The sequence below is a fragment of the Pseudomonas sp. NPDC087358 genome (assembly GCF_044900785.1).
In the GTDB taxonomy this organism is placed as follows: Bacteria; Pseudomonadota; Gammaproteobacteria; order Pseudomonadales; family Pseudomonadaceae; genus Aquipseudomonas.
Genome location: NZ_JBJDOA010000019.1, coordinates 21,895 through 41,726, shown reverse-complemented (window position 1 = coordinate 41,726; position 19,832 = coordinate 21,895). Strand labels below are relative to the sequence as shown.

Genomic DNA, 19,832 nt, shown 5'->3' with positions numbered 1-19,832 from the left:
CTGCGTATGGCCTCCGAGAATCCAGAGTCGGTCATGTCAACTTATTGCGAATCAGTCATGTCAGTCCCCGTCACGTCGATTGACACCCCCAAATGCGCAGCGTAGCGTTCGCACATTCTGATTTGGTGGTATATGCACCTAATCTCTGCGCGGCATGACTGGGAGAATAAAAATGACGTCGGTCTGGCGTAGCAGTGGCTGGATTCTGTTGGGCAGTGCCTTGATTCTGGCTCTTTCGCTGGGCACCCGGCATGGCTTCGGTCTGTTTCTGCCGCCGATGAGCGCGCAGTTTGGCTGGGGCAGGGAAGTGTTCGCCTTTGCCATCGCCCTGCAGAATCTGGTCTGGGGCTTGGCTCAACCTTTTACCGGCGCGCTGGCCGATCGCTTCGGCGCGGCCAAGGTGGTGTTGGTCGGCGGGGTGCTTTATGCGGTCGGGCTGGCCATGATGAGCCTGGCCGACTCGCCGGCGTCGCTTTCGCTCAGTGCCGGTTTGCTGATCGGCATGGGCCTGTCCGGCACCACGTTTTCGATCATCCTCGGCGTGGTGGGCCGCGCATTGCCAGCGGAAAAACGCAGCATGGGCATGGGGCTGGCCAGTGCGGCAGGCTCGTTCGGCCAGTTCGCGATGCTGCCCGGCACGCTGGGTCTGATCGGCTGGCTGGGCTGGTCCATGGCGCTGGTTGCCCTGGGTCTGCTGGTGGCATTGATTCTGCCGTTGGTGGCGATGCTCAAGGACAAACCGATACCGGTGACCGCCGGGCAGCAGACACTGCGAGAGGCCTTGCATGAGGCATGTACGCATTCGGGCTTCTGGTTGTTGGCGTTCGGCTTTTTTGTCTGTGGCTTTCAGGTGGTGTTCATCGGCGTACACCTGCCAGCCTATCTGGTGGATCAGCACTTGCCTGCCACAGTCGGTACCACGGTGCTGGCGCTGATCGGGCTGTTCAACGTGTTCGGCACTTATATCGCCGGCTGGCTGGGCGGGCGGATGTCCAAGCCGCGCCTGCTGACCGGGTTATACCTGCTGCGCGCGGTGGTGATCGTGGTGTTTCTCTGGGCGCCGCTGACGCAGACCACGGCTTATCTGTTCGGCATCTCCATGGGGCTGCTCTGGCTGTCGACGGTGCCGCTGACCAACGGTACGGTGGCAACGCTGTTCGGGGTCCGCAACTTGTCGATGCTCGGCGGGATCGTCTTCCTGTTCCACCAACTGGGCGCGTTCCTTGGCGGCTGGCTGGGCGGCGTGGTGTATGACCGTACGGGGAATTACGACTTGATCTGGCACGTATCGATTGCGCTGAGCCTGGTGGCCGCGGTCCTGAACTGGCCCGTGCGCGAACGACCGGTGGCCCGTCTGCAAGCGCAGACGGTGGCGCTGTGACCCGCTGGTTGCCCTGGCTCGGCGGGATGGCCCTTGCGGTGACCCTGCTAACGTTGGCATGGTGGGGCTGGCAGCGTGTCGGGCTCGGCGCCTTGCAGCTCGGCATGACGTGCTAGCCGGGCTGGCTGGCTAGGCATCGGGCGCGGCAGAGAGTAGCGTGTGGCACTGATGCCCTCCCGCCTGCCCTGGATGCTGCCATGAGAAGTCGCTGGATCTGCCTTGCTGTCCTGTCATGCGCCGTCAGCGGCGCGGTTCTGGCTGCCGATTGTCCGCCGCTGTTGCAGGGCGAGTTGCCCAGGCTGCGTGCCAAACAGGATATCGACCTGTGCAAACAATTTGCCGGCAAGCCCATGGTGGTGGTCAACACTGCCAGCTTCTGTGGCTTCGCGCCGCAGTTCAAAGGTCTTGAAGCCCTCAATCAGCGGTTCAAGGGCCAAGGCCTGGAAGTGCTGGGCGTGCCCTCCGATGACTTCAAGCAAGAGTCCAGCGACGCCGCGGAAACGGCCAAGGTCTGCTACGTCAATTACGGCGTGACGTTCACCATGACCGAACCCCAGCCGGTGCGCGGCTCGGACGCCATTAATCTGTTCAGGGTACTGGCCGAGCAGAGCAATGCGCCGCGCTGGAATTTCTACAAGTACGTGGTGGACCGCAAAGGCAATGTCATCGCCAGCTTCTCCAGCAAGACCACGCCGGATGACCCTGAGCTGATTTCGGCGGTCGAGAAGGCGATTGCGTCCAAGCCATGATGAGCTGAAAAAAGAAAAACCCCGCAGCCATCGCTGGCTGCGGGGTTTTTCTGTATGGCGGACAGGTATTAGCCCGTCCCGCCAACTGCATCAGAAGCGGTAGGTCAGGCCCAGGCCGAAACCGTTGGCGCTGTTTTCATACTTGGCGTTGTACGTCTGGCCCAGGGCGTTGGCATCACGAACCTTGATGTCCTCTTCCTTGAGGTAGGAGTACGCCACGTCGATAGTGATGTCATCAGTCGGGCTGTAACCGGCGCCCAGGCTGAAGATTGTCCGATCGCCGGTAGGAATGCGTGGCGAGCGGTTATCGTTGTTGGTTGGCGACTGATCGAGCGACAGGCCGGTACGCAGTACCCACTGTTTGTTCAACTGGTAAGAAGTACCAATGGCGTAAGCCCAGGTGTCATGCCAGTTCTGTTCTTCGGTGATGGTGCCCAGCAGGGCGGGTGCAGCGCCACCACCGGCACGGGTGACACCCGAGTTTCTGACGGTGATGTCCTGCAGACGGCTCCAGCGCGTCCAGGTGGTGCCGGCGTACAATTTCCAGTCGTCATTGAGCTTCTGAGTGACGGAGAAGTCTACCGACTCCGGGGTGTCCAGACTCAGCTTGGCGTCATAGCGACCAGCGCCGAGGATTTGCGCAGGCACACCGGCACCGGGGGTGACTTCGGTGTGACCTTCAAGCTTGTAGGTCACTTTGGAGTGGTAGGTCAGACCCACGCTGGTAGAGTCGGTGGCTTGCACCAGGATGCCTGCGTTGAAGCCGTAACCGACGTCATCGCCTTTGACTTGAACGCGGCCATCGCCCGAGGCACGGCCGGTGGCCGGAAGGGTCAGCCCGCTGACATTCAGCGCCGATTCCAGCACGCCGGAAATACGGTTGATGGTCGGACCGAAGCCGATCGATACCTTGTCGTTGAACGCATAGCTGACCGTCGGCTGGAAGGTGATGACCTTGACCTGGCTCTTGCTGCCGAAGTTACGACCCTGGAAGCCATTCTCGTAATCGGTGATCAGACCGAACGGTGCATAGACGCCCAGGCCGAAAGCCCATTGGTCATCAATTGGCTTGACGTAAAAACCCATCGGCACGGCCGTAAACGGCACCATGTCGCCTTTGTTGCTGCCGGCGCTTCGGCCGCTGGTGTCGGAAATGTCGGTCTTGGCGTCGATCGCCGCCACGCCACCGGTGACTTGCTGGCGTTTGAGGCGCGACATGCCGGCCGGGTTGCCATAGACGATGCTGGCGTCATCGGCGGACGAGGAGCGGCCGGCGAAACCGGTGCCCATGCCGCTGATGCTTTGCTCGTTGAGGGCAAAACCGGAGGCGAAGATTTGGGTGGAGGCAAGTGTAATGGCGAGACTGAGGCTGGATTTGATCATTGTTTTTTTCATTGTTAGAACTCCTTGTTGATCACCGCGCGGAAATTACCAATATTTTTCATAACGCGCTATAGGCTGGATCACCCGAGTTCGAGCTGTTTTTGTAGGACAATCTGTTAAAAGTGCCGCGATCTGCGGCGAAACCGTCAGGTCACAAAATGGCTGATGCGGCCTGAAACAGCGGGCGGACCGAGGTTTGCCAGGCCGTGGTGAAATCCTGCAGGCGGCCCTCGGGCTGAAATATCTGGCGCCAAATGCGCGCCATGCCCATCAGGTCATCGTCGGCGGGCATGGGCAGGTGGCTGGCTTCGACCATCAGCCAGGCAATCGCGGTGGAGTAACGCAGGTTGACCGTGAGTTCCAGATCCGGCCCGGTCAGAAACGCATGCTGACTGGCCAGGCCTCTGACCAGGCTGGCAAGGTCCGGGTCTTTGGCCAGATAGTCATCCCAGACCTTTTGATGAAGCGTGTCGGGGATGCTGTAGAGCCCGTGCCCGCGCTGGCTGTCGAGCTCGTCACCCAATGCCGACTGGCTCGCGGCGACTGCGAGCAGGAACAACTCCGCTTCGCGATTGTGGCGGCCGAGGTAGATCAGCGTAGGGCGGATCACATAACGGCACAGTTCACTGGCAGCGATTCCCATAACACCCTCTAAAGGCTGATGAGCCGGCGGACCCTGACGCTTGGCAGCGGGGATGGAATCGGGGTCCACCGTAAGCGGCTCAGACCGCTTGAGTTGAAGTGTAGTGTCATATTTGCGGTGTAAAGGGCTGTTTTTAAAATATTTCCCTTCTTCCCACTCGCGCGATATGACGCGCCGCGCTTGGCCGCGAAGTCTTTTTATAGGAAAAACAGGCACAAAAAAGCCCCACCGTTTGAAGGTGAGGCTTGGGTGTCCGGATTAATTCAGCCGACGAACGGTATCAGGCGGTCAGTGCCTGGCGCGTGCGGTCGATCACGGCCTGCAGCGGTTCTGCGCTGGAGTACTGATCGGGGTAAAGGCGTTCGCTGTGACGGGCGATGCCGTGTTCATTGACGATGGTGAAGCTGAAGCAGCCTTTGCGAGCAGCCATGATCAGGCAGTCCATCGGTGCAAAGGCGTTGGTCAGGGTGCGGATTGCCGCTTGAGTCTGGGTATGAGTAGTCATGTAGTGGTGTTTCCTGAATCGACACGCAATAGAGGCGTGCAAAGTAAAAACGTTCCAGTAAACGCGGGCCGATGCTCGAATGCGAGTCAGGGCAGGGCGCAGAACCTGTCTGGAACAAAAGCAGCCAGTTGAAGCGCGGTTATCATGTGGCGCTGGGCTGACTGGTAGGTACTTCGGAGGGCAGGCAACACAACAGGAGCAAAGGTTCGATGCTCGGGGTGAAGATCCTGATCAATTTGCAGGCTGGCTTGAGCAGATCGTGAGGGATTCTCCACACCTGCGATTTTTCGCCAGGTTGTGTGAGCTCATGTCTGGAAACCATCGAGGTGATCGATCCCTTTTTTCAGTCCGTTTGCGCAATATGCAAACCGGGATTGAGGAATTTGTTCGATCAGAATTGACTTTCAGCTTGGTACTAACGGCGGCAATGCTACTCGATCGTGATGGGGGCTGCAAGTGTTTGTTTAAGTCGCAGCTTCCACAGCGTTCAGGCCTGATTGCGCAGGATGCCGGCGGGCATTGGCACGCCGAGGTTATCGAGGATGGCCAATTGATACTTTTTCTGCGGCTTCAGGCGAGTTATCACCCTTGCAGCGCTGGCTTATAGCCAATGGAATTTGAGTTGTGCACATTAGCGCAGTTAGCTGCCATGTCACTGTCACAAACAGTCCTAACAGCTTGATTTCCTGCAACGATTTATTAAGTCAATGAAAAGCATCGCATTTTTTCATTGGTGAAAAAATCGTCAGTTTGAACGCAGGCCCCGTTCCGTCTGCGTTTGCGGGGGTTAAAGGGATGTTGTCCACTGAGTTATCCACAGCTTCTGTGGATTGTCCCAAGCGCTTGCTCTAGTACGCACCTCTGCGTGCTTGCGCTACGCTTTATTCCCTTGTTCGCGATCCTCAATTGAATCTGACGCGGTCGCAGGTTCTGCGCATAATGCCGCCTGCATCGATCGTGGAGTTGGGGAATTTTATGGCTTTGGACCTCACCAGCCTGTTGCTGGGACTGGGGGCGGCGGCGTTGCCGTTGCTGGCGCTGGCTTGGCAACTGCAGCGCCGGGCGGCGCAACGTGAAGCAGAGGTGGCCTTGCTCGACGAGCGCTTGAGCAATGCGCAGATGGCCCAGGAAGGTCTGAACGCGCAGCTTGATGCGTGCCGTGACGAGATCAGTGACCTGGGGCAGGCCAATGCGGTCAAGCTGGCGGACCTGGCGGCCTTGCGCCGGGAAGTCGAGCTGATGCGCCAACAGCAGGAGCTGGCGCGTCAGGCTCAAGAGGGCTGGAGCCAGGAGCGCGCTTTGAAAGAGGCGGAGCTGCGGCGTCTGGATTCACAGTGCTCGTCGCTTAATGCCGAATTGCGAGAACAGCAGGAAAGCCATCAACAACGCCTGAACGATCTTCAGGGCTCGCGCGATGAGCTGCGGGCGCAGTTTGCCGAGTTGGCGGGGAAGATCTTCGACGAGCGTGAGCAGCGCTTCGCTGAAACCAGTCAGCAACAGCTGGGTCAGCTGCTCAATCCGCTCAAAGAGCGTATCCAGTCGTTCGAAAAGCGAGTTGAGGAAAGTTACCAACAGGAAGCTCGCGAGCGTTTCTCGTTGGGCAAGGAACTGGAGCGTCTGCAACAGCTCAATCAACGGCTCAGTGATGAGGCAACCAATCTGACGCGCGCCCTGAAGGGCCAGAAGACTCAAGGCAATTGGGGCGAGTTGATCCTTGAGCGAGTGCTCGAACACGCAGGGCTGGAAAAGGGTCGCGAGTATCAGACCCAGGTCAGCCTCAAAGGCCCGGACGGCGAGCGCTTCCAGCCCGATGTACTGATCATGCTGCCGGGCGACAAGCAGGTGGTGGTGGATGCCAAGGTCAGCCTCACGGCTTATCAGCAGTATGTATCGGCTGATGATGAGGTCATCGCTCAGGCGGCGCTGAAACAGCACGTGCTTTCATTGCGTAATCACGTCAAGGGTTTGTCCGGCAAGGATTACAAACGGCTGGAGGGCCTCCACAGCCTGGATTTCGTATTGCTCTTCGTGCCCATCGAGGCGGCTTTCTCGGCAGCCCTGCAGGCTGAACCGAACATGTTCCAGGACGCATTCGACCGCAATATCGTGATTGTCAGCCCGACTACGCTGTTGGCCACCCTGCGCGTCATCGACAGTCTGTGGAAGCAGGAGCGCCAGAGTCAGAACGCACGGGAAATCGCCGAGCGCGCCGGCTGGCTTTACGACAAGTTCGTGCTGTTCATCCAGGATCTGGACGAGGTCGGCAGCCGTCTGCAGCAGCTCGACAAGGCTTATGGCGCGGCCCGTAACAAACTGGTCGAGGGTCGCGGTAACCTGGTCAGCCGTAGCGAGCAACTCAAGCTGCTGGGTGCGCGGGCGAGCAAGAATCTGCCTGCCGATCTGCTCGAGCGAGCCATGACCGATGAAGACGGGTTGGTCCAGCTGCCGGAGTGAAGGCGGGTTAGTCAGCCTGTAGCAGTCCGGCTGGCCGGCAGTGGCGATCGTACGGGCGCTACCGCCAGCACGCCGGACTGCTAGAAGATCTGGTTCAATCGGTTGATAATTTGTATACAGCTTATCAGCCGGTATTTCTTCCCCGAAAAAATGCACCGACTTCAGGCATTCCTGCACTGTGAGCGGGCATCTCACGGAAAATCACCCTCAAGTATTGCCCTGGCGGGTTCGTCGCGAGCCGCTGTACAGCTTGGCTTGAGCGCTGCTTGAATCGCTGTGGCACGCATTCTGCCTATCAGTTCGTATACAACCCACACGCGCTCCCGTACGCAGTGTGTCAGGCAGGTCTGCTTCGGGAGCTCGTTCGTCCTCTCAGGGAGAAATGCGATGACCGAGCCAATGCCCAAGGGCTACAGCCCTCGTTTGTACAATGCGGACCTGGGACCACTGCCGCAGAAGTGGACCTGGTACAACATTTTCGCTTTCTGGATGAGCGATGTGCACAGCGTCGGCGGTTATGTTTTCGCCGCGAGTCTTTTCGCATTGGGGCTGGCCAGCTGGCAGGTGCTCATCGCGCTGCTGGTGGGCATTTGCATCATCCAAGTCATTGCCAATCTGCTCGCCAGGCCCAGCCAGCAGGCGGCTGTGCCATACCCGGTGATCTGCCGGTTGGCCTTTGGCGTGTTCGGCGCGAATATTCCGGCGGTGATCCGCGGCCTGATCGCCGTCGCCTGGTACGGGGTGCAGACTTATCTTGCTTCCAGCGCGCTGATCATCGTCGTGCTGCGATTCTTTCCACAGATGGCGGTTTACGCAGAGCCGCATTTTGCCGGGCTGTCCTACCTGGGCTGGTTTGGTTTCCTGGCGTTGTGGGTGGTGCAGGCTGCCGTGTTCTGGACCGGCATGGACTCGATTCGGCGCTTCATCGACTGGGCAGGCCCGGTGGTCTACGCGGTGATGTTCATGCTGGCGGGGTGGATCGTCTGGAAGGCCGGCTGGGCCAATATCAGCTTCACCCTGTCAGAGAAATCCCTGACCGGCTGGGAGGCGTCTCTCAGGTGATCATGGCGACCGCGCTGGTGGTGTCATACTTCTCCGGTCCTACGCTTAACTTTGGGGATTTCAGCCGGTACTGCAGGAGCATGTCCGAAGTACGTCGTGGAAATTTCTGGGGGCTTCCGGTCAATTTTCTCGCCTTCTCACTGGTGACCGTGGTGATCGTTTCTGGGACCTTGCCGGTGTTCGGTGAAATGCTCCACGACCCGATCGCCACCGTGGCCCGGATCGACAACGACGTGGCGGTGCTGCTCGGCGCCTTCGCCTTCGTGACCGCCACCATCGGCATCAATATCGTCGCCAATTTCGTCTCCCCGGCGTTTGATTTCGCCAACATCGCGCCAAGCAAGATCAGCTGGCGGGTGGGCGGGATGATTGCCGCGGTGGCTTCGATCTTTATCACCCCCTGGAACCTGTTCAACAACCCGGCCGTGATTCACTACACCCTCGATGTGCTGGCCGCCTTTATTGGTCCGCTGTTCGGCATCCTGCTGGTGGATTACTACGTCATCAAAAAGCAGCAGATCGACGTTGACGCGCTATTCAATGACGGCCCCACAGGCCGCTACTGGTACACCGGTGGGGTCAACTACACGGCCGTCAAGGCGCTGATTGTGGCGACGCTGGCGGGTGTGGCAATCACCTTCATTCCAGCGTTGCAGCCAATGGCCAACTTCGCCTGGTTCACCGGGTGTTTCCTGGGCGGTGGATTGTTTTTCGTGTTCGCCAGGCGCAGTCAGGCCCACGAAAGTGCAACCCTGGTGCCTGCTGTAGCGAGTTGACAATCCTGTGACTGGTGTACCGTTGGTCGCTTGATGGAATGGATTTGCCGGTTTGAAATGTCTTAACGCAAAGAAAGGAATAATTTCCTGCCGCGACACTCGGTAGCAGGCGTAAAGTGGGCCTTAGCACTATGATCTGCGTTAAGCAGGCCAGAAGTTGGCTGCCGGCATTTCCCTGAAGGGGGCGTTAAATGAACAGCAAATTGCAAGAATGGCTTCACGATGTGGGCGTCGCATTGGGTTTGATCGAGCGGCCGAAATTGCAGCCCATTCCTGTCCGTACCGATGACGATGAGCGTCGTCGCCCGCGCCGCTAGGACAGGGCTGTAACGAGACTGAAAAAAAGCGGTGCTATCGCCCGATAGCCCGCTGATGTGTCCTCATCATTTCGTCGCTGTTTCCAGCCGGCGAACTGTTTTTGTATCCCTCAGCCATACCGGAATCGAACGCATCAGCGTTACCCCGGTTTGCGGCTCTTCATTTTCTCCTGAATCAATGTGCTCAGACCTTCCAGGGTCAGTTGACTGTAATCCGGGTTCTCTGGCAGGTGAGAGATCTCGGACTTCATGCGCTGCGGCAGCACGATATCGAAATCCTCCTGCAGGCTGGCGAAGAAGTCGGCGAAGTCCTCCTCATCCAGCACCAGTTCGCTCAGCAATGCGTCGTCGCGCTCCTGAATCAGGGATTTGTCCACGAGAATCTTTCCGAGTGCATCGATGACATGTTGCTTGATGTCGCTATGGTCCATGACGGGCCTCTGCATTGACGAATTCGAAAGTGACCCTGACTTCATACACAGAGGGTTAGCGCTGGATCGCCGTGGTGTTCGATTCTCCCTGAACGCGGTTTCACGCGACATCCCATTGGCGGCCATGAGTGAAGGCTAGCCCAGTTTTGTCTGGTGGGACTGCACCGTTTGTGCTGATTTTTTGTAACCGCAAATAAAAAAGAGCGCCCGAGGGCGCTCTTGATATTTCACGGCGCCAGGAAGGCGCGGTCAGGCCGTGCGGGCGACCACCGACGGCCGTGGCGAGACCAGGCTGACCGCGACAAAACTCACCAGGCCGATCGCCAGGCTGTAATAGATCGGGGTGTTGGCATCCAGGCCATCCTTGAGCATGAACACCAGCGCAGTGAGGAAACCCAGCGCCATGCTGGTGATGGCCCCAGCCGTAGTAGCGCGCTTCCAGAAGATCGCACCGATCAGTGGGATCAGCATCCCGCCGACCAGCAGGTTATAGGCCAGGGTCAATGCGCTGATCACATCGTTGACCACCAGCGCGATGGCCAGCACGACGATACCGGTCAGGGCGGTGAACAGGCGGTTGATACCCAGGCTCGACTGTTTGCCACCGCGCAGTTTTGGCAGCAGGTCTTCGGTCAGGGTGGTGGAGGCGGCGAGCAGGCCGGCGCTGGCGGTGGACATCATGGCTGCCAGGGCTGCGGCGATGACCAGGCCACGGATACCGTCCGGCAACGAGGCTTTGACGATGGCCGCAAAGGCGGTGTTGACGTTGGCCAGATCAGGCAGCAGCACATGCGCGGCCATACCGATCAGGGCACACGCCAGGCCGTAGAAGATGCAATAGATGCCGGCGATCGAGCCAGCGTACTGAGCGACCTTGTCGGTGCGGGCAGTAAACACGCGCTGCCAGATATCCTGGCCGATCAGAATGCCGAAGAAGTAGATCAGGAAGTAGGTGATGATGGTGTCCCAGCCGATGGTGGTCCAGCTGAAACTCGACGCCGGCAGCTTGGCGACCAGTTCGTCCCAGCCGCCCACCCGATACAGGCAGATCGGTAGCAGGATGAACATCAACCCGACCGTCTTGATCACGAACTGGACGATGTCGGTCAGGGTCAGCGACCACATGCCACCGATGGTTGAATAGACCACAACCACGCCGCCGCCCAGCAGCACCGAAATCCAGAACGGCAGATCGAACAGCACTTGCATGACAGTGCCGATGGCCAGGATAGAGGTCACGCCAATCATCAGCGCGTAGGCCAGCATGATCACCGCGCTGGCCTGGCGGGCCATGGGGTTATAGCGCTTTTCGAGGATTTGCGTGACGGTGAAAATGCGCAGCTTGAGTAGCGGCTTGGCCAGGAACAGATTCAGCGCGATGATCCCCAGCCCCAATGCAGCACACAGCCAAAAACCCGAAATACCGTGCACATAGCCCAGGCGCACGGTGCCGACAGTGGAGGCGCCGCCCAGAACGGTTGCGGCCATGGTGCCCATGTACAAGGTCGGGCCGAGGTTGCGACCGGCAACCAGGTAGTCTTCGTGGGTCTTGGCCTTGCGCATGCCATACCAGCCCAACACCAACATGCCGGCTGCGTAAATCAGCACGACGAAAATATCTAAAGCCATGGAAGTGTCTCCAATCATTGTTTTTATAGTGAGTCGCGCATCATCCGGCTGAGACGGCGTGGGCAGTCAGCGGTGAAGGTTTTTTATAGGGTGCAGCGGTATCAGAGGCGACAGGTGCGCCTTTGTTGCAGCACGGCTTGCCGGCGGTGGCGCCCTTGAAGCCGCTACCGCCGGCAAGCCGGACTGCTACAGAAAAGCCGCGTTGTCAGATCGGGTTCAGCGATGTGCCACACCCGGCAACACGCAGAGCATTTCGTACAGCAGGTTGGCACCCAGCAACGAGGTATTGCCGGTGGTGTCATAGGGCGGCGAGACTTCTACCAGATCGCAACCGATCAGGTCCAGGCCCTGGCAACCGCGAATGATTTCGATGGCCTGGATAGTGGTCAGCCCGCCGATTTCCGGGGTGCCGGTGCCAGGCGCCCAGGCCGGGTCGATGCCGTCGATGTCGAAGCTCAGGTACACCGGGCCGCCGCCGACTTTTTCGCGAACTTCAGCCATCAGCGGCGCCAGCGACTTGTGCCAGCACTCTTCGGCCTGGACCACGCGGAAGCCCTGCTTGCGGCTCCAGTTGAAATCTTCGGCGGTATAGCCCTGGGCGCGCAGACCGATCTGCACCACACGGTCGCAGTCCAGAAGACCTTCTTCCACAGCGCGGCGGAAGGTGGTGCCGTGGGCGATTTTCTCGCCGAACATGTGGTCGTTGACGTCAGCGTGGGCGTCGATGTGCACCAGGCCGACCTTGCCATGTTTCTTGTGGATGGCGCGCAGGATCGGCAGGGTGATGGTGTGATCGCCGCCCAGGGTCAGCGGGATAATGCCGTGTTCGAGAAAACCGTCGTAGGCTTCTTCGATGATGCGCACCGCATCCAACAGGTTGAAGGTGTTGATGGCGACGTCGCCGATGTCGGCAACCGACAGCGAGTCAAAAGGCGCGGCGCCCGTGGCCATGTTGTAAGGGCGGATCATGACCGACTCGGCGCGGATCTCACGAGGGCCGAAGCGGGTACCGGCGCGCAGCGAGGTGCCGATGTCCAGAGGCACGCCGATGAAGGCGGCATCCAGGCCCTCGGCCGATTGCAGGTGGGGCAGGCGCATCATGGTGGCGATGCCGGCGAAGCGCGGCATTTCGTTGCCGCCCAGTGGTTGGTGGAAAATCTTGTCCACGGGATTGCCTCATCGGTTGGTTGTCAATAATGGTCGGAAGCTGGGATAAACAGTGCGCCGATTCTGCGAACCACAGGCCTTGGGAACAATCGCTGAGGCAAAATACTTAGTTCAGAGAATTCTGAACTATCGTGAAAATCAGGTTAAGCTGCCGCGCATTACGATCCCTGTCTCCGGGCTGCTACAGGGTGACAGTCTGATTCGCGCATATGGTTCTTTCCGGTGTCTCCATGGCCAACGCATTACCTGACCTGAAACTGCTGCGCATCTTTGTTTGCGTGGTCCGTCACCAAGGCTTCGCCAGCGCCCAGCAGGAGCTGAATCTGTCGACATCGGCGATCAGTACCTACATGAGCCAGTTGGAGTCGGCCCTGGGCATTGTCCTGTGCCACCGTGGCCGTGGCGGTTTCAGTCTGACCAGCAAGGGTGAGTTGTTTCATCAGGAAACCCTGCGCCTGCTCGGTGAGCTGGAAGGTTTCGAACTGTATGCCGCGGCACTCAAGGGCGAATTGCGCGGGACCCTGAATCTCGGGGTGCTGGACTCGACGGTGAGCGATCGGGCGCTGCCGTTCGCCGAAGTGATCGGGGCCTATAGCGAAGAGCACCCGGCCGTGCATTTGCACCTGTCGGTAATGAGTCCCTACGAGCTGCAACTGGGGGTGCTGGACAACCGCCTGGACCTGGCCATCGGCTCGTTTTCCACGCGCATGAACGGCCTGCTGTATCAGCCGCTCTACCGCGAGCAGCACTGGCTGTACTGCAGCAATCGGCATCCGTTGTTTGCCGAGCGGCGCATTCCGGAGCCGGTGATTACCCAACAGCGCATGGTCGGTCGGGGCTACTGGAGCCAGGCGGAGCTGGCACGCCACGGCTTCAAGCACAGTGCGGCGACGGTGGAGAGTATGGAGGCACAGCTGATTCTGGTGCTTTCCGGCGCTTACATCGGCTATCTGCCTGAGCATTACGCGCAATCCTGGGTCGACTCCGGCCACCTGCGGGTTCTGCTGCCAGCCACTTTCGGCTATCAGGCGCCGTTCTCCATGATCCTGCGCCGCGGTCGCAGTCGCGAACCGTTGATCCAGACGTTTCGCGATCTGCTCAAAGCCCAGCTCAACCCGGTTTAGGAGGCCTTTCATGTCCCGTGCCCGTTGTGAGCGTTGTCTGCGGCCGGAAGATCACTGCCTGTGTGCGCTGATCCCTCGGCTGGACAGCCGGACTCGCGTGCTGATCCTGCAACATCCAAGCGAGGTCAGGCATGCGCTCAACACCGCACGGCTGGCGGCACTGGGCTTGAACAACGCGCAGTTGCTGGTGGGAGAGGTGTTCGAGGATCTGGGTCAATGGCTTGACGTGCCAGGGTACCGGCCGCGGCTGTTGTTTCCGGGGGAGGGCGCCACCGCGCTGAGTGCCTCAGGCGTCGAGCAGGAGCCGACGTTGCTGGTGGTCCCCGACGGCACCTGGCGCAAGGCGCGCAAACTGTTGCACCTTAATCCGCTGTTGGCGGCCCTGCCCAGGGTCAGCCTGCAAGATGCGCCGAGCTCGCGCTACCGGTTGCGCAAGGCGCCGGGGCCAGATGCGTTATCTACGCTGGAGGCGATTGTGCATGCCCTGGAGACGCTGGAACCAAGCGGCTCGTTCGAGGCATTGCTGCGTCCATTCGATGCATTGATCGAGGGCCAGATTGCGGCGATGGGGCCGCAGACCTTCAAGCGCAATCATTCATGACGGTCAGCCGTTGAGCGAAGCGGGCGGCGCGGGCGTCCTGCCGGCCTGCATGCGGCGGATATAAGCCTCGGTTTCGCGCTCTGCATCCTCTTTAGTGAAGAAGGGGCCTTCGAGGGTGTTTTCACGGGTGCTGAAGAAATACAGGCCGTTGACGCGCGAAACGCGGTCGCTGCGAAAGTGCACGGCGGTCTGGGGATCTTGATCACGCTTGCTCAACATAGCCTTCTCCGTTCTCGGGAGGGTGGGTTGGAGATGGTTTCAGGACGGCTAAACCTGTAGTTGCCAAGCCGATTGCCTTTCCACAGCGTGAGACGGAAAAGCGGGCTGGACGTTCGATACTTTACTCCAAACCGCGCCGGTTTGAAGCAGTGCTGCGCGTTGAGACGAGTGAATACAGCGGGCCGCTGCACACACCGGTGGGAGCCGGTTTGCTGGCGAATGCGTTGGGTCAGCGGCCTTGAATGGAGATTGACACACCGCATTCGCTGCCGTCGTAACCTGCGACGTCTGCCACAGCTTCTGCGGTGTGATCGGGATCAGTTTCCGGCTGCGGCCGGACCACAAATGGAGATTAACGCTTGCCCAGCTCCTCTGCCTGCCGAATCCATTGCTGGCGCTGTTCTTCGGTGGATGTCCGGACCGGGGAAAACTCCGTCAGGCGTTTGGTCTTGATGCCGCAGAACTCCAGAATGGTGCGCTTGATCTGCCAGTGCGCCGGCGCCTTGAACACCCAGCGGAAATAGCGTGAGGGGGTGTCCAGCGTCACCAGCAGCTCGGCGGTACGGCCCTTGAGCAGTTCATTGGACGGATGATGGCGACCGTGAGCCTTGAAGGCGAAACCGGGCATGAATACCCGGTCGAAAAAGCCGCTGAGCAGGCTCGGCAGTCCGCCCCACCAGACGGGATAGACGAACACCAGATGCTGGGCCCAGTGAATTTCGCGCTGGGCTTCCAACAGGTCGTGCTCCAGTGTCTGGCTGGATTCGTAGCCGCCGCGAAGCACCGGGTCGAACGCCAGCTCCTCGAGTTTCAGCACCCGTACCACATGCCCCTGACTGCGCGCGCCCTGGGCGTAAGCGTCACCCAGGGCATGACACAGGCTAATGGTCTTGGGCGAGCCGATGACCATCAGGATGCGTTTGCCATAGCCTTCCAGTGGCGTGGCGCCACTTATCGGCTCAGCCATTGCTGCCGGCCTCGAGCATTTTCTCAGGGCGTACCCAGGCATCGAACTCGGCGTCGGTCAACATGCCCAGCTGCAAGGCTGCTTCGCGCAGGGTCAGGCCTTCGCTGTAGGCCTTCTTGGCGATCTGCGCCGATTTGTCATAACCGATATGCGGGTTCAGCGCCGTCACCAGCATCAAACCACGCTCAAGGTGCTCGGCCATTTTCGCCGCATCCGGCTCCATCCCGGCGATACAGTGTTCATTGAAGTTGCGGCAGCCATCACCGAGCAGTCGAATCGATTGCAGCAGGTTGTGAATGATCACCGGCTTGAACACGTTCAGTTGCAGATGGCCCTGGCTTGCCGCGAAGGTGATGGTGGTGTCATTGCCCATGACCTGACACGCCAGCATCGACAATGCCTCGCACTGAGTCGGGTTGACCTTGCCGGGCATGATCGAACTGCCGGGCTCGTTGGCCGGCAGTCTGACTTCGGCGATCCCGGCGCGGGGGCCGGAGCCTAGCAGGCGCAGATCGTTGGCGATTTTCATCAGGGTCACGGCCAGGGTCTTCAATGCGCCCGAAAGCGCCGTCAGTGGCTCATGACCGGCCAGTGCAGCGAACTTGTTGGGCGCGGTGACAAACGGCAATCCGGAAAGCGCCGCCAGTTCGGCGGCCACCGCTTCAGCGAAACCGTGGGGCGAATTGAGGCCGGTGCCCACCGCTGTGCCGCCCTGGGCCAGCTCATACACGGCGGGCAGGGCTGCGCGGATGCTCTTTTCAGCGTAATCGAGTTGCGCGACGAACGCCGAAAGCTCTTGGCCGAATGTGATCGGCGTGGCATCCATCATGTGCGTGCGCCCGGTCTTCACCAGCTTCATGTGGCGTGCCGACTGTTCGGCGATACCGGCCGACAGCTCGGCGATGGCAGGCAACAGTTGTTCCTTGACCGCTTGCGCCGCAGCAATGTGCATCGCGGTAGGAAAGCAATCGTTGGAGCTTTGTGAGCGGTTGACGTGATCGTTGGGGTGCACCGGGGACTTGCCGCCGCGACCCTTGCCCGCCAGCTCGTTGCCACGACCGGCGATGACTTCGTTGACGTTCATGTTGCTCTGGGTGCCGCTGCCGGTCTGCCAGACCACCAGAGGGAACTGCTCGTCGAGCTTGCCGCTGAGCACTTCATCGGCCGACTGTTCGATCAGCCGGGCGATATCGGCTGGCAAATCGCCGTTGCGGTCGTTGACCCGCGCCGCCGCCTTCTTGATCAGGGCCAGTGCGTGCAGCACCGGCAGGGGCATGCGCTCCTGACCGATGGCAAAGTTGATCAGAGAACGCTGGGTCTGCGCCCCCCAGTAAGCGTCTTCGGGGACTTCAATCGGACCTATGCTGTCGGTTTCGGTACGGCTCACTGGACTCACTCCTTAAGATCGGCTAGCGCAGTTTAGTACCTGGGAAGCCGGTTCGGTTCCCGGTAGTGGCTAGGCGGCAAGAACATCGGCTGCCAGTGTGCGACAAAACGCCGGGCGAGGTCCTGTGAAACCTTCGCTGCAGGCCGCCACCGTGCGGCGGCGATTCAACCGCTCGTAGGCCCGGGGGTTGAGCGCAGGGTAAAAACGAGCGCAGAATGGTCGGTCTTGGGGTTCAGCCTCGCCTGCTAGATAAGGAAACTCGATGACCCGTCTTCGTGCCATCTGTGCTGCGGTCGCTCTGGTATGCGCCAGCGGCCAGGTTCTCGCCGCCACCGCCAGCCATGAGGCCAGTGCCGTAGCGTTCCTCAAACTGGCTCACGCCGACCAGTTGGGTGCGCCGATTTACATGCAAGCGCAGCAAATGTTCGCCCAGCGTTTCGCTGAAACCAAAGCCCCTGATTCCAAAAAGGCCGTGCTGGAAAAGTACCAGGCCCAAACCAACGCCGTGCTGGACAAGAGCATCGGCTGGGACAAGCTGCAGCCTGACATGGTCAAGCTCTACACCGACAACTTCAGCGAGCAGGAGCTCAAGGACCTGGTAGCGTTCTATCAGTCGCCGCTGGGCAAGAAGGTCCAGGCGAAAATGCCTCAGATCAGCCAGCAGTCGTTCCAGATGACTCAGGAAAAACTGCAACCGGCCGTGCCTACCGTCGAGAAGCTGCTGAGCGACATGACCAATGAGCTGGTTCCGGCCGGTGCCAAAGGCGCGGCGCCAGCTGCCCCTGCCAAAAAGCCATAAGCGAAGCCCCACATGAGCATGCAACAGCGAATCGAATCCGCGCTGGCCGTCTTTCAGCCTGAGTACCTACAGGTACTCAATGAAAGTCACATGCACAGCCGTGGCTCGGACACGCACTACAAGGCGGTCGTGGTCAGCGAGCAGTTCGCTGGCCTCAATGCCGTCAAGCGCCACCAGAAGGTCTACGGCCTGCTGGGGGGCTTGATGGGCGAGTTCCATGCCTTGGCCCTGCATACCTACACCCCGCAGGAATGGTCACAGCTGGGCATCGCGCCCGCTTCGCCGACCTGCGCCGGTGGGCATGACTGAGTCGTTGCTACAAGGTTGATTCGACCGCTTGCGCCCTATCGCGAGCAAGCTCACTCCTACAGGCAATCGCAAAATCTTGTAGGAGTGAGCTTGCTCGCGATTGCATTTCATCCGGGAATAAACGGGTCTGTAGATCCAGATCAATCCCCCGCTGATCACCCCCTCTGTCTGCACTTCCCCGATTTTTGCTAGAATCCGCGCCGCGTTGCCCGGACGGCACGCTTGACCTGAATCATTCATCCGGTAGGCCCTTTGCGAGGGTCACCACCTGGAGATGCAACATGACCCAAACCGCACCCATCGTCGTCGCGGCGCTGTATAAATTCGTCACCCTTAGCGACTACGTACAGATGCGCGAGCCGTTGCTCAAGGCAATGGTCGACAACGGCATCAAAGGCACCTTGCTGATTGCCGAAGAAGGCATCAACGGCACGGTTTCCGGCAGCCGCGAAGGCATCGACGGGCTGATGGCCTGGCTCAAGAACGACCCGCGCATGGACGACATCGACCATAAAGAGTCGTACTGCGACGACCAGCCGTTCTACCGCACCAAGGTCAAGCTCAAGAAGGAAATCGTCACCCTGGGCGTTGAGGGCGTAGACCCGAACAAGGCGGTCGGCACCTACGTCGAGGCGCGGGACTGGAACGCCCTGATTGCCGACCCTGAAGTGCTGCTGATCGACACCCGTAACGATTACGAAGTGTCCATCGGCACCTTCGAAGGTGCCATCGATCCCAAGACCACGACGTTTCGCGAGTTTCCCGAGTACATCAAGGCCAACTTCGATCCGGCCAGACACAAGAAAGTCGCCATGTTCTGCACCGGCGGGATCCGCTGTGAGAAGGCCTCCAGCTTCATGCTCGGCGAGGGCTTCGAAGAGGTCTATCACCTCAAGGGCGGCATCCTCAAATACCTCGAAGAGGTACCGCAGGAACAAACTCAGTGGCGCGGCGACTGCTTCGTCTTCGACAATCGCGTGACCGTACGCCATGACCTGACCGAAGGCGACTACGATCAATGCCATGCGTGCCGCACACCCATCAGCGCGCAAGACCGGGCCAGCGAGCACTATTCACCCGGCGTCAGCTGCCCGCATTGCTGGGATTCATTGAGCGAGAAAACCCGTCGCAGCGCCATCGACCGGCAAAAGCAGATCGACCTGGCCAAGGCGCGCAATCAGCCACACCCCATCGGTCGCAATTATCGTCAGCTGGATGCCGAGGCTGACGAAACACACACCCACGAGGCCTGAGCCATGCATGCCCGTCTGCTCTACGTAATGGACCCCATGTGCTCATGGTGCTGGGGCTTTGCGCCCGTGGCCGACGCACTGGTCGAGCAGGCGCGGGCAGCCGGGCTGCCGCTGCATCTGGTGGTAGGCGGCTTGCGCACAGGCAGTGGCGCGGCACTTGAGCCGAACACCCGGCGCTATATTCTTGAGCACTGGCAGGCGGTGCATGACACGACCGGGCAGTCGTTCCAGTTCGAAGGGGCCTTGCCGGACGGTTTTGTCTACGACACCGAACCTGCCTGCCGTGCTGTTGTAGCGGCGCGCAGTCTGGCCCCGGACATCGCCTGGAAGCTGGTCAAGGAAATACAGCAGGCTTTTTACCTGCAGGGTCTGGACGTCACCCAGGCCTCGGTGCTGGCGCAACTGGCTGAAAAGGCCGGGCTGCCACGCATCGAGTTCGCCGAAGCGTTCGACAGTGCCGAGCAACTGGCGGCCACCGCGTCCGACTTCTCCTGGGTTCAGGATCTGGGCATCGCCGGCTTTCCCACCTTGCTTGCCGAGCGCAATGGGCAATTGGCCCTGTTGACCAACGGCTATCAACCTCTGGAAGAAATCGCGCCTTTGCTCAGCCGTTGGCTGGAGCGCGCCGCCAGTGCGTGACCCTGTCGACATTGAAGGCATCGCCCCAGCCACGGCG

At 59.9% G+C, this 19,832-nt stretch carries 19 protein-coding genes and 1 pseudogene; 11 read left to right on the top strand and 9 right to left on the bottom strand.

Features of this window, described 5'->3' with window-relative positions:
* Window positions 1–172: 172 nt before the first annotated feature.
* Both ACI2KS_RS28020 and ACI2KS_RS28015 read left to right on the top strand, forming a co-directional pair.
* Window positions 173–1,381 (top strand): MFS transporter, encoded by a 1,209-nt coding sequence (locus ACI2KS_RS28020; protein WP_404624277.1) that lies wholly within the window; start codon window positions 173–175, stop codon window positions 1,379–1,381.
* Window positions 1,382–1,578: 197 nt separating this feature from the next.
* Window positions 1,579–2,130 carry a glutathione peroxidase gene (locus tag ACI2KS_RS28015; RefSeq protein WP_404624276.1) on the top strand — a complete coding sequence of 184 codons (552 nt, stop codon included), beginning with the start codon at window positions 1,579–1,581 and terminating at the stop codon, window positions 2,128–2,130.
* 90 nt (window positions 2,131–2,220) lie between these two features.
* Here ACI2KS_RS28015 and ACI2KS_RS28010 read toward each other — a convergent pair whose 3' ends face one another.
* From ACI2KS_RS28010 to ACI2KS_RS28000, 3 genes are all read right to left on the bottom strand, one after another.
* On the bottom strand, window positions 2,221–3,525 hold the full coding sequence (locus ACI2KS_RS28010; RefSeq protein WP_404624275.1) for an OmpP1/FadL family transporter: 1,305 nt from the start codon (window positions 3,523–3,525) through the stop codon (window positions 2,221–2,223).
* Between the two features lie 139 nt (window positions 3,526–3,664).
* Window positions 3,665–4,156: a hypothetical protein gene (locus ACI2KS_RS28005; RefSeq protein ID WP_404624274.1), complete on the bottom strand. Its 492-nt coding sequence runs from the start codon at window positions 4,154–4,156 to the stop codon at window positions 3,665–3,667.
* Window positions 4,157–4,436: 280 nt separating this feature from the next.
* The gene (locus ACI2KS_RS28000) at window positions 4,437–4,661 is read right to left on the bottom strand and encodes a hypothetical protein (RefSeq protein ID WP_404624273.1); all 225 of its coding nucleotides are present in this window, start codon (window positions 4,659–4,661) and stop codon (window positions 4,437–4,439) included.
* Between the two features lie 1,089 nt (window positions 4,662–5,750).
* On the opposite strand from ACI2KS_RS28000, the gene rmuC reads away from it, so the two are divergent.
* The 3 genes and pseudogenes from rmuC to ACI2KS_RS27985 all read left to right on the top strand — a co-directional run bounded on the left by rmuC (window position 5,751) and on the right by ACI2KS_RS27985 (window position 9,270).
* A complete protein-coding gene (rmuC, locus tag ACI2KS_RS27995; protein ID WP_404624344.1) occupies window positions 5,751–7,115 on the top strand; it encodes a DNA recombination protein RmuC in 1,365 nt (454 codons plus the stop codon).
* 387 nt (window positions 7,116–7,502) lie between these two features.
* A pseudogene (locus tag ACI2KS_RS27990) lies at window positions 7,503–8,953 on the top strand (NCS1 family nucleobase:cation symporter-1).
* A gap of 191 nt (window positions 8,954–9,144) precedes the next feature.
* A complete protein-coding gene (locus ACI2KS_RS27985; protein WP_256601618.1) occupies window positions 9,145–9,270 on the top strand; it encodes a PA1414 family protein in 126 nt (41 codons plus the stop codon).
* A gap of 140 nt (window positions 9,271–9,410) precedes the next feature.
* On the opposite strand, the gene ACI2KS_RS27980 is transcribed toward ACI2KS_RS27985, so the two are convergent.
* The 3 genes from ACI2KS_RS27980 to speB all read right to left on the bottom strand — a co-directional run bounded on the left by ACI2KS_RS27980 (window position 9,411) and on the right by speB (window position 12,497).
* Entirely contained in the window at window positions 9,411–9,701 is a 291-nt protein-coding gene (locus ACI2KS_RS27980; RefSeq protein ID WP_404624272.1) for a hypothetical protein, read from the bottom strand.
* Window positions 9,702–9,950: 249 nt separating this feature from the next.
* Complete coding sequence (locus ACI2KS_RS27975) at window positions 9,951–11,330, bottom strand: sodium:solute symporter (protein WP_404624271.1); 1,380 nt, start codon at window positions 11,328–11,330, stop codon at window positions 9,951–9,953.
* A gap of 216 nt (window positions 11,331–11,546) precedes the next feature.
* Window positions 11,547–12,497 carry an agmatinase gene (gene speB, locus ACI2KS_RS27970; protein ID WP_346832118.1) on the bottom strand — a complete coding sequence of 317 codons (951 nt, stop codon included), beginning with the start codon at window positions 12,495–12,497 and terminating at the stop codon, window positions 11,547–11,549.
* 230 nt (window positions 12,498–12,727) lie between these two features.
* Here speB and ACI2KS_RS27965 point away from each other — a divergent pair, with 230 nt between their 5' ends.
* Both ACI2KS_RS27965 and ACI2KS_RS27960 read left to right on the top strand, forming a co-directional pair.
* On the top strand, window positions 12,728–13,621 hold the full coding sequence (locus ACI2KS_RS27965; RefSeq protein ID WP_404624270.1) for a LysR family transcriptional regulator: 894 nt from the start codon (window positions 12,728–12,730) through the stop codon (window positions 13,619–13,621).
* A gap of 10 nt (window positions 13,622–13,631) precedes the next feature.
* Window positions 13,632–14,222: a tRNA-uridine aminocarboxypropyltransferase gene (locus tag ACI2KS_RS27960; RefSeq protein WP_404624269.1), complete on the top strand. Its 591-nt coding sequence runs from the start codon at window positions 13,632–13,634 to the stop codon at window positions 14,220–14,222.
* Between the two features lie 3 nt (window positions 14,223–14,225).
* On the opposite strand, the gene ACI2KS_RS27955 is transcribed toward ACI2KS_RS27960, so the two are convergent.
* From ACI2KS_RS27955 to ACI2KS_RS27945, 3 genes are all read right to left on the bottom strand, one after another.
* A complete protein-coding gene (locus ACI2KS_RS27955; RefSeq protein ID WP_404624268.1) occupies window positions 14,226–14,441 on the bottom strand; it encodes a DUF6316 family protein in 216 nt (71 codons plus the stop codon).
* 352 nt (window positions 14,442–14,793) lie between these two features.
* Window positions 14,794–15,408 carry an NAD(P)H-dependent oxidoreductase gene (locus tag ACI2KS_RS27950; RefSeq protein WP_404624267.1) on the bottom strand — a complete coding sequence of 205 codons (615 nt, stop codon included), beginning with the start codon at window positions 15,406–15,408 and terminating at the stop codon, window positions 14,794–14,796.
* A complete protein-coding gene (locus tag ACI2KS_RS27945; RefSeq protein ID WP_404624266.1) occupies window positions 15,401–16,795 on the bottom strand; it encodes a class II fumarate hydratase in 1,395 nt (464 codons plus the stop codon). Before ACI2KS_RS27945 ends, ACI2KS_RS27950 begins: the two co-directional genes overlap by 8 nt.
* 262 nt (window positions 16,796–17,057) lie before the next feature.
* Between ACI2KS_RS27945 and ACI2KS_RS27940 the strand changes: the two genes are divergently transcribed.
* From ACI2KS_RS27940 to ACI2KS_RS27925, 4 genes are all read left to right on the top strand, one after another.
* Window positions 17,058–17,594: a DUF2059 domain-containing protein gene (locus tag ACI2KS_RS27940; RefSeq protein WP_404624265.1), complete on the top strand. Its 537-nt coding sequence runs from the start codon at window positions 17,058–17,060 to the stop codon at window positions 17,592–17,594.
* A 12-nt stretch (window positions 17,595–17,606) separates the two neighbouring features.
* Complete coding sequence (locus tag ACI2KS_RS27935) at window positions 17,607–17,903, top strand: BolA family protein (RefSeq protein WP_404624264.1); 297 nt, start codon at window positions 17,607–17,609, stop codon at window positions 17,901–17,903.
* A 281-nt stretch (window positions 17,904–18,184) separates the two neighbouring features.
* Window positions 18,185–19,156 (top strand): rhodanese-related sulfurtransferase, encoded by a 972-nt coding sequence (locus ACI2KS_RS27930; RefSeq protein ID WP_404624263.1) that lies wholly within the window; start codon window positions 18,185–18,187, stop codon window positions 19,154–19,156.
* 36 nt (window positions 19,157–19,192) lie between these two features.
* Entirely contained in the window at window positions 19,193–19,795 is a 603-nt protein-coding gene (locus ACI2KS_RS27925) for a DsbA family protein (protein ID WP_404624343.1), read from the top strand.
* Window positions 19,796–19,832 lie beyond the last annotated feature (37 nt).

Coding starts and splice junctions, on each gene's coding strand:
- ACI2KS_RS28020 (WP_404624277.1), top strand. CDS start 173: ATGACGTCGGTCTGGCGTAGCAGTGGCTGGATTCTGTTGGGCAGTGCC.
- ACI2KS_RS28015 (WP_404624276.1), top strand. CDS start 1,579: ATGAGAAGTCGCTGGATCTGCCTTGCTGTCCTGTCATGCGCCGTCAGC.
- ACI2KS_RS28010 (WP_404624275.1), bottom strand. CDS start 3,525: ATGAAAAAAACAATGATCAAATCCAGCCTCAGTCTCGCCATTACACTT.
- ACI2KS_RS28005 (WP_404624274.1), bottom strand. CDS start 4,156: ATGGGAATCGCTGCCAGTGAACTGTGCCGTTATGTGATCCGCCCTACG.
- ACI2KS_RS28000 (WP_404624273.1), bottom strand. CDS start 4,661: ATGACTACTCATACCCAGACTCAAGCGGCAATCCGCACCCTGACCAAC.
- ACI2KS_RS27985 (WP_256601618.1), top strand. CDS start 9,145: ATGAACAGCAAATTGCAAGAATGGCTTCACGATGTGGGCGTCGCATTG.
- ACI2KS_RS27980 (WP_404624272.1), bottom strand. CDS start 9,701: ATGGACCATAGCGACATCAAGCAACATGTCATCGATGCACTCGGAAAG.
- ACI2KS_RS27975 (WP_404624271.1), bottom strand. CDS start 11,330: ATGGCTTTAGATATTTTCGTCGTGCTGATTTACGCAGCCGGCATGTTG.
- ACI2KS_RS27965 (WP_404624270.1), top strand. CDS start 12,728: ATGGCCAACGCATTACCTGACCTGAAACTGCTGCGCATCTTTGTTTGC.
- ACI2KS_RS27960 (WP_404624269.1), top strand. CDS start 13,632: ATGTCCCGTGCCCGTTGTGAGCGTTGTCTGCGGCCGGAAGATCACTGC.
- ACI2KS_RS27955 (WP_404624268.1), bottom strand. CDS start 14,441: ATGTTGAGCAAGCGTGATCAAGATCCCCAGACCGCCGTGCACTTTCGC.
- ACI2KS_RS27950 (WP_404624267.1), bottom strand. CDS start 15,408: ATGGCTGAGCCGATAAGTGGCGCCACGCCACTGGAAGGCTATGGCAAA.
- ACI2KS_RS27940 (WP_404624265.1), top strand. CDS start 17,058: ATGACCCGTCTTCGTGCCATCTGTGCTGCGGTCGCTCTGGTATGCGCC.
- ACI2KS_RS27935 (WP_404624264.1), top strand. CDS start 17,607: ATGAGCATGCAACAGCGAATCGAATCCGCGCTGGCCGTCTTTCAGCCT.
- ACI2KS_RS27930 (WP_404624263.1), top strand. CDS start 18,185: ATGACCCAAACCGCACCCATCGTCGTCGCGGCGCTGTATAAATTCGTC.
- ACI2KS_RS27925 (WP_404624343.1), top strand. CDS start 19,193: ATGTGCTCATGGTGCTGGGGCTTTGCGCCCGTGGCCGACGCACTGGTC.